Annotated in this window: 10 protein-coding genes and 1 pseudogene; 4 read left to right on the forward strand and 7 right to left on the reverse strand. The window is 70.3% G+C overall.

Annotated features, from left to right (window positions below):
• The 4 genes from AC13HU_RS20330 to AC13HU_RS20345 form a co-directional block, all read left to right on the forward strand.
• Positions 1 to 2,312: ribonucleoside-diphosphate reductase subunit alpha (locus AC13HU_RS20330; protein WP_483043330.1), on the forward strand; the 2,312-nt coding region annotated here is incomplete at its 5' end.
• Positions 2,312 to 3,355: a ribonucleotide-diphosphate reductase subunit beta gene (locus AC13HU_RS20335; protein ID WP_483043331.1), complete on the forward strand. Its 1,044-nt coding sequence runs from the start codon at positions 2,312 to 2,314 to the stop codon at positions 3,353 to 3,355. The genes AC13HU_RS20330 and AC13HU_RS20335, both read left to right, overlap by 1 nt.
• Before the next feature lie 273 nt (positions 3,356 to 3,628).
• Positions 3,629 to 4,279 carry a hypothetical protein gene (locus AC13HU_RS20340; RefSeq protein WP_483043332.1) on the forward strand — a complete coding sequence of 217 codons (651 nt, stop codon included), beginning with the start codon at positions 3,629 to 3,631 and terminating at the stop codon, positions 4,277 to 4,279.
• A gap of 158 nt (positions 4,280 to 4,437) precedes the next feature.
• The gene (locus AC13HU_RS20345; RefSeq protein WP_483043333.1) at positions 4,438 to 5,268 is read left to right on the forward strand and encodes a hypothetical protein; all 831 of its coding nucleotides are present in this window, start codon (positions 4,438 to 4,440) and stop codon (positions 5,266 to 5,268) included.
• 10 nt (positions 5,269 to 5,278) lie between these two features.
• Here AC13HU_RS20345 and def read toward each other — a convergent pair whose 3' ends face one another.
• The 7 genes and pseudogenes from def to AC13HU_RS20380 form a co-directional block, all read right to left on the reverse strand.
• Positions 5,279 to 5,902 carry a peptide deformylase gene (gene def, locus AC13HU_RS20350; RefSeq protein ID WP_483043334.1) on the reverse strand — a complete coding sequence of 208 codons (624 nt, stop codon included), beginning with the start codon at positions 5,900 to 5,902 and terminating at the stop codon, positions 5,279 to 5,281.
• Positions 5,903 to 6,042: 140 nt separating this feature from the next.
• Positions 6,043 to 7,047, reverse strand: a complete 1,005-nt coding sequence (locus AC13HU_RS20355) for a tetratricopeptide repeat protein (RefSeq protein WP_483043335.1) — start codon at positions 7,045 to 7,047, stop codon at positions 6,043 to 6,045.
• A 125-nt stretch (positions 7,048 to 7,172) separates the two neighbouring features.
• Positions 7,173 to 8,036, reverse strand: a pseudogene (locus AC13HU_RS20360) (HD-GYP domain-containing protein); the annotation flags it as partial.
• A gap of 304 nt (positions 8,037 to 8,340) precedes the next feature.
• Positions 8,341 to 8,661 (reverse strand): mycothiol system anti-sigma-R factor, encoded by a 321-nt coding sequence (gene rsrA, locus AC13HU_RS20365; RefSeq protein WP_483043336.1) that lies wholly within the window; start codon positions 8,659 to 8,661, stop codon positions 8,341 to 8,343.
• Positions 8,658 to 9,290, reverse strand: a complete 633-nt coding sequence (locus AC13HU_RS20370; RefSeq protein WP_483043339.1) for a sigma-70 family RNA polymerase sigma factor — start codon at positions 9,288 to 9,290, stop codon at positions 8,658 to 8,660. The genes rsrA and AC13HU_RS20370 overlap by 4 nt, the downstream gene beginning before the upstream one ends.
• Before the next feature lie 418 nt (positions 9,291 to 9,708).
• On the reverse strand, positions 9,709 to 10,368 hold the full coding sequence (locus AC13HU_RS20375; RefSeq protein WP_483043337.1) for an alpha/beta hydrolase family protein: 660 nt from the start codon (positions 10,366 to 10,368) through the stop codon (positions 9,709 to 9,711).
• Between the two features lie 240 nt (positions 10,369 to 10,608).
• On the reverse strand, positions 10,609 to 11,359 hold a 751-nt coding region (locus tag AC13HU_RS20380), incomplete at its 5' end, for an SOS response-associated peptidase (RefSeq protein WP_483043338.1).

The following is an 11,359-nucleotide window of genomic DNA, read 5'->3' on the forward strand; positions in this document are numbered from 1 at the left end:
CCGCCGGGCTGATCTCCGAGGACCCGGCGTACTCCCGGCTCGCCGCCCGCCTGCTGAGCGCGGCGATCACCGAGGAGGCGGCCGGCCAGGGCGCGGTCTCCTTCACCACCTCCATCGCGGTCGGCCACCGCGAGGGCCTGATCGGCGACCGCACCGCCGCCTTCGTCGCCGCCCACGCGGCCCGGCTGGACGCGCTGGTCGACCAGGCGCTCGCCGACCGCGCCGACGACCGCTTCGGCTACTTCGGCCTGCGCACCCTGCACAGCCGCTACCTGCTGCGGCACCCGATCACCCGCCAGGTGATCGAGACCCCGCAGCACTTCATGCTGCGGGTCGCCGCGGGCCTCGCCGAGGACGACGGCAGCACCGCGCCCGGCGGCCGCGTCGAGATCGGTACCCGCGCGGTGGAGGAAGTCACCGCGCTGTACCGGCTGATGAGCGCGCTGGACTACCTGCCCAGCTCCCCCACCCTCTTCAACTCCGGCACCCGCCACCCGCAGATGTCCTCCTGCTACCTGCTGGACTCCCCGCGTGACGAGCTGGACTCCATCTACGGCCGCTACCACGAGGTGGCCCGCCTCTCGAAGCACGCCGGCGGCATCGGCATCCCCTACTCCCGGGTGCGCGCCCGCGGTTCGCTGATCCGCGGCACCAACGGGCACTCCAACGGCATCGTGCCGTTCCTGAAGACCCTCGACGCCTCGGTGGCAGCGGTGAACCAGGGCGGCCGCCGCAAGGGCGCCGCCGCGGTCTACCTGGAGACCTGGCACGCCGACATCGAGGAGTTCCTCGAACTGCGGGACAACACCGGCGAGGAAGCCCGCCGCACCCACAACCTCAACCTCGCGCACTGGGTCCCGGACGAGTTCATGCGCCGGGTCGACGCCGACGCGGACTGGTCTCTCTTCTCCCCCGCCGACGTCCCCGAGCTGGTCGATCTGTGGGGCGCCGACTTCGACGCCGCCTACCGCCGCGCCGAGGCGGCCGGCCTGGCCCACCGTACGATCCCGGCCCGCGAGCTGTACGGGCGGATGATGCGCACCCTCGCGCAGACCGGCAACGGGTGGATGACCTTCAAGGACGCCGCCAACCGCACCGCGAACCAGACCGCCCGCCCCGGACGCACCGTGCACTCCTCGAACCTGTGCACCGAGATCCTCGAGGTCTCCGACGACTCCGAGACGGCCGTGTGCAACCTGGGGTCGGTGAACCTGAACGCGTTCGTGATCGCCCCGCAGGAGCGTACGGCCGGCAGCCCGGACGGCGCGGGCAGCACGGAGGGCGCGGCCGGCACGGACGTCATCGACTGGGAGCGGCTGGACCGTACCGTGCACACCGCGGTCACCTTCCTGGACCGGGTGGTCGACATCAACTTCTACCCGACCGAGCAGGCCGGCCGGTCCAACTCCCGCTGGCGCCCGGTGGGTCTGGGGATCATGGGCCTCCAGGACGTCTTCTTCCGGCTCCGGCTCCCCTTCGGCTCCGAGGCGGCCCGCGCGCTGTCCACGAAGATCTCCGAGCGGATCATGCTCGCCGCCTACGAGGCGTCCTGCGACCTCGCCGAGCGCAACGGCCCGCTGCCGGCGTGGGACCAGACCCGTACCTCCGACGGCGTGCTGCACCCCGACCACTTCGGCGCCACCCCGCACTGGCCGGACCGCTGGACCGCGCTGCGCGCCCGTATCGCCACCACCGGCCTGCGCAACTCGCTGCTGCTCGCGATCGCCCCGACCGCGACCATCGCCTCCATCTCCGGCGTCTACGAGTGCATCGAGCCGCAGGTGTCCAACCTCTTCAAGCGCGAGACGCTCTCCGGTGAGTTCCTCCAGGTCAACTCCTACCTGGTGGCCGACCTCAAGCACCTGGGCCTGTGGGACACGCGGACCCGGGAGGCACTGCGGGAGTCCAACGGCTCGATCCAGGGCCTCGACTGGATTCCGGCGGAGGTACGGGAGTTGTACCGCACCGCCTGGGAGCTGCCACAGCGCGCGCTGATCGACCTGGCCGCCGACCGTACGCCGTACCTCGACCAGAGCCAGTCGCTGAACCTGTTCCTGGAGACGCCGACGATCGGGAAGCTCAGCTCGATGTACGCCTACGCGTGGAAGCGGGGGCTGAAGACCACGTACTACCTGCGGTCGCGGCCGGCCACCCGGATCGCCCGCGCGGCTTCTTCCGCTTCTTCCGCTTCTTCCACGACCGCCGCACCGGCACCCGCCACCCCGGCATCCGCCGCCGTGCCGGTGATCGCCGACGCCGACGCGATCGCCTGCTCCCTTGAGAACCCCGAGTCCTGCGAGGCATGCCAGTAATGACCACCGACACCACCGCGAGCCGGCAGACCGATCGCGTCGTGAAGAACCTGCTCGACCCGGGCTTCGAACTCACCCTGCGCCCGATGCGCTACCCCGACTTCTACGAGCGCTACCGCGACGCCATCAAGAACACCTGGACCGTCGAGGAGGTCGACCTCCGCTCCGACGTCACCGACCTCGCCAAGCTCTCCCCGGCCGAACAGCACCTCATCGGGCGGCTCGTGGCGTTCTTCGCCACCGGCGACTCCATCGTCTCCAACAACCTCGTGCTCACCCTCTACAAGCACATCAACTCCCCCGAGGCGCGGCTGTACCTGTCCCGCCAGCTCTTCGAGGAAGCCGTCCACGTCCAGTTCTATCTGACCCTCCTGGACACCTACCTGCCCGACCCCGACGACCGCACCGCCGCGTTCGCCGCCGTCGAGAACATCCCCTCCATCCGCGAGAAGGCCCAGTTCTGCTTCCGCTGGATGGACTCCGTGGAGACCGTCGACCGCCTCAACAACCGCGACGACCGCCGCCGTTTCCTGCTCAACCTGATCTGCTTCGCCGCCTGCATCGAGGGCCTGTTCTTCTACGGTGCCTTCGCCTACGTCTACTGGTTCCGCTCCCGCGGCCTCCTGCACGGCCTGGCCACCGGCACCAACTGGGTGTTCCGCGACGAGACCATGCACATGTCCTTCGCGTTCGACGTCGTCGACACCGTACGCAAGGAGGAGCCCGAGCTCTTCGACCCCCAACTGCGCGACCAGGTAACCGACATGATGCGCGAGGCGGTCGAGGCGGAACTCCTCTTCGCGCACGACCTGTGCGGCGACGGCCTGCCCGGCATGAACACCGCCTCCATGCGCGAGTACCTCCAGTGCGTCGCCGACCAGCGCCTGACCCGCCTCGGCTTCCCCCCGATCTACGGCTCCGAGAACCCGTTCTCCTTCATGGAGCTCCAAGGCGTCCAGGAACTCACCAACTTCTTCGAGCGCCGCCCCTCCGCCTACCAGATCGCCGTCGAGGGCACCGTAGCCCTGGACGAGGACTTCTGACCCCCACCTCTTCCCTCTTCCCCCTGTGGGCCCGGACCCGGCATCCTCCGCCGACCCCGGGCCCACAGTCGTACGTACCGCATTCCCGTCATTCCCGTCGTGGACTGCACCGCGTGACGACAGCTAACGTAGGGCACCGAACGTTTGCAGAACGTGGCCACCGTGAAGGGGGACCGGCCCGGGGGGGCTCTGCACACACCAACTCCTCGGCGCGGCCCCGCCCATCACTCCCGTCACGTCTGCACACACTGACAACGGGAGACTGGCAACACAATGGCACCCCGAACCAAGCTCAGCGCTGCCGCGGGCACCCTCGCCGCAACAGCCCTCCTCCTCACCGCCTGCGGCGGCGGCCACGACAAGAAGATCGCGTCGAGCCCGACCCCCAGTGATACGACTGCGTCGCAGACAACGGCCCCACCGACGACGCCTGCGGCGGACCCTGGCGCGCCCAAGTTCGACTTCCCGAGCGACGTCAAGGTGATCGTCGACCCGGACACCACGGGCGACAAGACGAAGGACGCCGTACTGAGGGACCAGGGGTACGGACTGGACGCCGCCTACGTCGCTGTTACCAAGCCGGACAAGAACCTTCCGCTCTTCACGCACTACTTCATCGAGGATGCCGTCGAGACGTGGAGCGAGTCGATCGACACAATGAAGAAGAACCACCACACGATCACGGGCACAGTCCACTACTACGATCGCAAAGTCACCATCGGCAGCAAAACCGCAGGTGTGACGTTCTGCGAAGACCAGCGCTACCTCTACGACAAGGACACCAGGACCGGCAAGGTCGTCACCACCACGCCCTCGGCCAACAGCTACATCTTCCATACCTCCCTGATGCGCAAGGCAAAAGACGGGACGTGGCAGACAGCGACTTACGTCTCTCAGCGGGGGGCAGCGCGATGCCAGCTTTGAGGATTGCTCAACGTGCATTTGCCACCGTGCTGATGGCAACTTGTGGAGTGCTCCTGTCGGTTGCGCCCAGCAGCGCCGATGTGGGCGACCTGCCAGGCGGCTCGTCCACACCGCCGCCACCCAGCACGCCTAGAGCGCCTGGGAAGATCCAATCCCAGGTGCACTACCAAAAGAGCTACAACGGCCCCGGGGTGCAGATGACCGCGCCCGCGACCTCCAACTGGTCACCTCCGCCGTGCTGGTACGAACCCGAGTTCACTCCGACGCAGTTCTCGGACTACATCAACAGCAACTACAGGTCCGCAGAATCGGCGTGGGGGACGATGGGCAACACCTACGGCGCGGACGACTTCCACAAGGGCGACAAAGGCGCCTGGTATCAATTGATCACCCCGGACGCGAGCAATGCCGACTCCTGCGCCGCCCTCGACCCGTGGACGTGGATCACCCCCGACCAGCCGTCCACGCCCGACATTCCCACCATCGACCCCAAAACACTCGCGGGGCTCGCGTTCAACGACACGATTCTGCCGAAGCCCGATATCACGCTGCGCCCCGTCGCCCAGAACCAACTCGTGAACCTGGATACGGAGATCGCCTTCGACAAGGCGTTGCCGAAGGTGTGGGTGACCGCGAGTTTGGACAACCCGGACTTCGGTATCCATGTGGCGGCGACCACCTCAGCGGTGCCCGTGCGGCTGACCGTGGACGCCGGGACGGAGTACGCGGACCCGCAGAGTTGTACGTACGACCTGAAGGCGTCGGGCGGGAAGTACAGCGTGAACACCAAGGACGCCGGGTGCAACGTCACCTACAACAAGGCGTCGCCGAACGGCGGTTACCAGCTGAAGGCGTCGGTCGTGTGGGAGGTCACCTGGACCCCGTCCGCCAACCCTGACGGCCCGCCGAGCGCCCCGGGGCTGCCGAACGGCCAGTCGAGCAAGCAGTTCCAGGTCATGGTGCGCGAGGACCAGAGCATCAACCGCTGAACATCCGACGTCAGTCGTTGGGGACCGTTTCGAACTTCGGGGTGGCCTCGGCCATTTGACGCATGACGTCCTTGCGGTCGCGCTTGGAGAGGCGGTCGATGTAGAGGCGGCCGTAGAGGTGGTCGGTCTCGTGCTGGAGGCAGCGCGCGAAGTAGCCGGTGCCTTGGAGGACGACCGGGTTGCCCTGGAGGTCCTGGCCGCGGACGACGGCGTAGTCGGGGCGGGCGAGTTCCATGTAGGCGCCGGGGACGGAGAGGCAGCCCTCGTTGGAGTCGTCGAGGCGGCGCCGGTCGGCGGGGAGTTCGACCGGGACGGGGTTGCAGACGGCGCCGACGTGGCGGACGTCGTCGTCATCGGCGCAGTCGTAGACGAAGACCTTGAGGTCGACGCCGATCTGGTTGGCGGCGAGGCCGACCCCCTCGGCGGCGCGCTGCGAGGCGAACATGTCGTCCACGAGGGCGAGCAGGCTGTCGTCGAAGGCGGTGACGTCCTTGCACTCGCGGTGCAGGACCGGGTTGCCGACCACCGTGATCGGACGGACGGTGCCGCGCTCGCGGTGGGCCAACTCGCGATCCGCCGCGTCGGTCACGTCGTCGACGAGGTCGAGTTGCTGCTCGGTGTGCTGCTGGGACATCTCCGCCGTACGCCTTCCCGGAACCTGTAAGTGATCCTTCCCAGGGTACGGGACCGCGCAAGGCCGCGATGCCGCCGTCGTGACACCCGACACACCTCTGCCGGGCACACCGCTTCGGGCTCAGCACACCCCTTCGACGCTCAGCACACCTCTTCGAGATCCCGCCAGTCCCGGGTGTCGGGGCTGTCGGCCACCCAGCCCTCCAGCAGGCCGCGGACCAGGCCGGCCGGGGCGGCGACGCCGCACTCCCGCTCGGGGGTCCAGCCCGGCTCCTCCCCGGCGGGGCTGAGGTGGCTGAGATGGCCGGGGTGCCCGGGTTCGCCGTGGTCGTGGGGGTCACGCGTGGCGGAGGAGCCGTCGTCGGTGGGCATCCGGCTCTCGGAACAGGTGCGGCACAGCAGCCGGACCGAGGACGACCAGTCCTCGGCCGCGTAGCCGGCCTCGGCGGCCAGCCGCTCCAGGGCGTCGCGGTCGGCCTGGGTACCGGCTTCGAGCAGCACCAGCCAGGTCGGTACGGGCGACGGCGCCCACAGCTCGATCTCGTCGAAGACCGGGTAGACCGAGGAGCCGGAGCCACGCTCGGTGGCCCGCTCGCCGTGCGGCACGCCGTCATGGAGCACCACCTCGCCCCAGCGGCGCCCGGACGACGGCAGCGGGATGGACAGCACCTCGATCCGGGCCGGGTCGAGCCGCCGGCCCCAGACCACCTCGGCCTCGCCCTCCGGGGACAGCCGCACCGCGGCGCTGCCGAGCGGCAGCCGTACCGACTCCTCGCCGGTGCGCTCCGCGGTCCCGGCCGGCATCCGCAGCCCGTACGCCTGCCAGGCGCGGCGGGCCAGCGGCCAGTCCTGGAGCGCGGTGGCGGCGATGCCGAGGTTCCACCAGTCGGGGGCGCCGACCGGGCGGTCCAGCAGCGCGACCGCGCGCAGCCCGGCGATCCGGGCCTGGGCCCAGTCGTGCCGGAACTTGTGCAGCAGCGCGAGGTTGTACCAGGACTCGGAGAGCCAGGGCTCCAGATCGGCGGCACGGGTGAGCAGCGCCCCGGCGTCCTCGTAGCGACCGTCGTCGATCAGCGTGAACGCCCGGTCGGTGGCCTGGCGCCACGTGGGCGACGGCCGGTGCCGCACTCTTCCGAAGATCTTCAACGTCGTATCCCGCCTGCCCGCTCAGCCGGTCGGCCCGATGCGGCCCGTACCACCCTGTACGACACCAACCTTGCACATTCTGGCCGTTGTCTCAGCCCGAGCCCGCCGCTCGCGGAACGCGGGCCTCACCCGACTCCCTTGCCCTTCGCACCGGCATCCAACCATGCCCAGGTCGGAGGGTGCGCGGGCACCCTGGCCAGCAGGGGCCCCTCGACCACCGCGGTTGCCCCGCACAGCGCCGGCAGCGGCCGGAAACGTGCCGTTGCGACCGGCTCCGCCGGCTCAGCCGGTTCGATCGGTGCACCAGTTGCGTCGGATACGTCACGTACGGCCACCAGGCCGGGTACGACAGGCGCTGCGGGCACCGCGGGCACCGTGAACCGTGGCCGCGCCGCCAGCGCATCCGCCAGCGCCTCCACCATCATCGGGTCGAACTGCGTCCCCGCGCACCGCCGCAACTCGGCCAGCGCGGGCGCGTCCGGCCGGGCCGGGCGGTAGGTACGGGTGGACGTCATCGCGTCGAACGCGTCGGCCACCGCCACGATCCTGGCCGCCTCCGGAATCCGGCCGCCCCGCAGGCCGTACGGGTACCCGGTGCCGTCGATCCGCTCGTGGTGGTGCAGAACCGCGGCGCGGGCCTCGCCGAGCACGGAGATGCCGCGCAGCACCCCGTCGCCGTCGGCCGGGTGGAGTTGGACCACTCGGCGCTCCTCGTCCGTGAGCGGACCGTTCTTGCGCAGCAGCTCGGTGGGCACCGCGAGCTTGCCGATGTCGTGGAGGGTGCCGCCGAGCCGTACCGACTCCACCCGGGCCGCGGGCGCGCCGAGTTCGCGGGCGATGAGCGCGGCCAGCGCGCCGACCCGCTCGCTGTGGCCCCTGGTGTAGGGGTCCTTGAGTTCCAGGGCCTGTAGCAGCGCCCGTACGGTCGCCTGCTGTGCCTCCTGCCGGACCCGGCGGGCGCAGGCTGGACCCCAGCAGACCGCGGGCGGCTGCGAACGGCGGTGCGCGGGTGACACGGCGACAGCCTCCTGTCCGTACGAAGGTGTACGAGACTCAGGAGGATAGGGCCGTAGCGGGCGCCAATGAGGACTTTGCGGCCATTACGCCGGAAGGGGGCACCACCGCTCACCCGTATGAGTGATGTACGGCCGAGCGGCTTGACGGCGTCCGGGCGGTCAAGTGGTAGGTGCCCAGGCCCTCATGGGGCCGGGAGTTCGGGCGGGCGAGGCGCGTTCCGGAAGTCGCGACGCGCCTCGGCGGTGCGCGGGCCGGAGTGGCGGACCGGCCCGGCCGTCACGCGGAGGGAGCCTCGGTCGTGGTGATCTCGGCGCTGAGCGCGTCCTGTTCGGGCACGGCCTCGCCGCGCCGGACCAGCTCGATCCGCATCATCACCTTGGAACGCAGGTCGCTCGGTACGTCGTCGGAGCCGCAGCAGCGCTTCACCAGCTTCTTGACCGCGACTTCCAGGCCGTACTTCTCCAAGCAGGGGTGGCACTCGTCGAAGTGCTCCTTGAACTTGGTGCAGGCATCGTCGGACATCTCGTCGTCGAGATACTCGTAGAGGTGGTCGAGCACCTCGGAGCAGTCCGTCTCATGTGCGTCTCCGCAGCTCATGAATCCGCGCCCTTCTCATCTGCCACGCCCGCAGGAACCAGCCCGCGGTCCCGGGCGTAGTCCTCAAGCAGTTCGCGAAGCTGGCGACGCCCGCGGTGCAGCCGCGACATCACGGTGCCGATGGGAGTACCCATGATGTCCGCGATCTCCTTGTAGGCAAAGCCCTCGACATCGGCGAGGTACACCGCGATACGGAACTCCTCGGGGATGGTCTGGAGCGCCGTCTTCACGTCGGAGTCCGGCAGATGGTCCAGCGCCTGGGACTCCGCGGAGCGCAGGCCGGTCGACATGTGCGACTCGGCACGCGCCAGCTGCCAGTCCTCGATCTCCTCCGAGCCGCTGCGCAGCGGCTCGCGCTGCTTCTTGCGGTAGGAGTTGATGAAGCTGTTGGTCAGGATGCGATAGAGCCACGCCTTGAGGTTGGTGCCCTCGCGGAACTGGTGGAAGGACGCGTACGCCTTCGCGTAGGTCTCCTGCACCAGGTCTTCCGCGTCGGCCGGATTGCGGGTCATCCGCAGCGCGGCCGAGTACATCTGGTCGAGGAACTCAAGCGCGTCCCGCTCGAAACGCGCACTGCGCTGCGTTTCGGTCTCCTGTGCCGCCCCTGTGGCCGTAGGCACGGGTGGCACCCCCGAACCGGACGCACCCGCGGTGCTCGCCGTGCTGTCGTCGGTGCCGGTGACCGGACCCACCTCCTCGATAACGCCGGCGCGCCCAGAAGTGGACCCGCCCGCTTGGGAGGATATTGCACGGGTGGTGGACGTGCCGGTCGCGCCCTTGCCCCGGTCCTCCTCCGGCCACCGGGTCCAGTCCAGATACGGCGCAGCGGCGGCCTGACCGGCGCTGAGCGGCGCGACCTGCGCGCTCACCTGTGCGGCGGCCTCCTCGCGTGACCGGCATGCGGCTGAAACCATGCGGCTGCCTCTCTCACCCTGTGTGGCACCGCCAGCGCGGTCCCTGTCGCCACGCACAACAGCGCGCGCGCTGTCGTCATTCCCGGGAAGGAGAACTCGGCCCGCTCGGCCTACCACGGCGGGTGGAGACCGCTCACGCCGGGGCGGCGAACCCCAGCCCGGCGAGCCATTCCGCGACGGTTTCGGTCAGCAGGTCGAGTGCCGCCTCCTGGGTGACCGGCGCCCGCTTGGGCACCGTGAAGCCGTGGTCGCCGTAGGGCACCTCCACCGGCCGGTGGTCCGCCGGGAACTCCCCGGGCCGCCCGAAGGTGTCGGCGCCGCCCTGCACCCCGAGCAGCGGCAGTACGGCGGCGGCGCCCGCCAGCTCCTCGAAGCGCGACTTCTCCGGCTTGCCCGGCGGATGCAGCGGGTACGCCAGCGCGAGGACCGCGGCCGCGCCCAGCGTGCGGGCGGTACGGCAGGCCACCCGGGCCCCCGCGCTGCGCCCGCCGGCCACCACCGGCAGCCCGGGCGCGGCCAGCCGCGGCCACACCGCGGTCCATCCGGTGTCCAGGGTCCTGGGCGCCGGTGCGATCTTCTTCCCGGCGACCCGCCAGGGCTGCTCGACCAGCGCCACGCTCACTTCGCGCGCGGGCAGCGCGGCGGCCAGTGCCGCCAGGTCATGGGCCGTGATGCCGCCGCCGGCGCCGTGCCCGAGGGCCAGCACGCAGCGCGCCCGGCCCGCGGGCCGGTGCCAGGTGATCCGGGCCCGGCCCGCTGGAGTGTCGACGAGTTCGGCGTCAGGCGTATGCACCCCGCCAAGCCTGCCAGAGCCCTCGGGCGGCGCGGGGAACGGCACTCCCGAAGCCACGCCCGGGTGAGGCCGCCGAAGGGCCGGAGCCGCGTCGAGCGCGCCCGGCCGGGCCGGCCGACGGCCCACCCTCGATCCGGCTTCGGAAGAGCCGCACCCCTCGGATGGCTATCAGAGCTGTCGCGGCGCTCGGACGACTGACGACCATCGGGGATGCCGCACCCCTCGAACGACTCCGGAAGATCAGAAGAGCATCTCTTCTTCCGGCGCCGGCAGCTCCGTCACCAGTTCCGGCCCGTTGTTGCGCACGTTGCTGACGGCGGTGCCGACCGGGTGGGCGCGCAGCAGACCGGTGGGAGGGGCGGACAGCAGGTCCTGCAACACGTCGGGGTCCGTGGTGCCCGGGTCCAGCCAGGCGTTCCAGCGGTCGGGGGTCATCATCAGCGGCATCCGCGGGTGGATGTCGGCGAGCGCGCGCGGGCCGGTGCCGTCGTATCCCGCCAGGTCGGTGCTCTCGGCCTCGGCGGTGAGCACCGTGCACGTGGTCCACCAGGCGCGCGGGTGGCCCTCGGGCAGGGTGCCGTCACGCCAGAACTCGTACAGCCCGGCCATCGCGAAGACCGAACCGTCGGCGGGGGTGACGAAGTACGGCTGCTTGCGGGGGCGCTTCTTGCGGCCTTCCTCCTCGAGCCGGCGCTCCTGGGTGCCGGTCACCCACTCGTAATAGCCGTCGGCGGGTATCAGGCAGCGGCGGGCGGTGAGCGCGCGGCGGAAGGACGGCTTCTCGGCGGCGGTCTCGGAGCGGGCGTTGATCATCTTCACCCCGATGTCGGGGGTCTTCGCCCAGGACGGCACCAGGCCCCAGCGCAGCGGCCGCAGCTGCCGGACCGGATCGGGGGAACCGGAGTCCCGCACAGGACGGTCGAGTATGACGTGGACGTCCTTGGTCGGAGCGACGTTCCAGTCGGGCGCGAGGCTCTCGGTGGGGTCCCAC

This window comes from Streptomyces sp. NH27, assembly GCF_056859195.1.

Bases quoted from the DNA above. Each gene is read 5' to 3' on its own strand.
- AC13HU_RS20335 (WP_483043331.1), top strand. From the start codon at position 2,312: ATGACCACCGACACCACCGCGAGCCGGCAGACCGATCGCGTCGTGAAG.
- AC13HU_RS20340 (WP_483043332.1), top strand. From the start codon at position 3,629: ATGGCACCCCGAACCAAGCTCAGCGCTGCCGCGGGCACCCTCGCCGCA.
- def (WP_483043334.1), bottom strand. From the start codon at position 5,902: ATGTCCCAGCAGCACACCGAGCAGCAACTCGACCTCGTCGACGACGTG.
- rsrA (WP_483043336.1), bottom strand. From the start codon at position 8,661: ATGAGCTGCGGAGACGCACATGAGACGGACTGCTCCGAGGTGCTCGAC.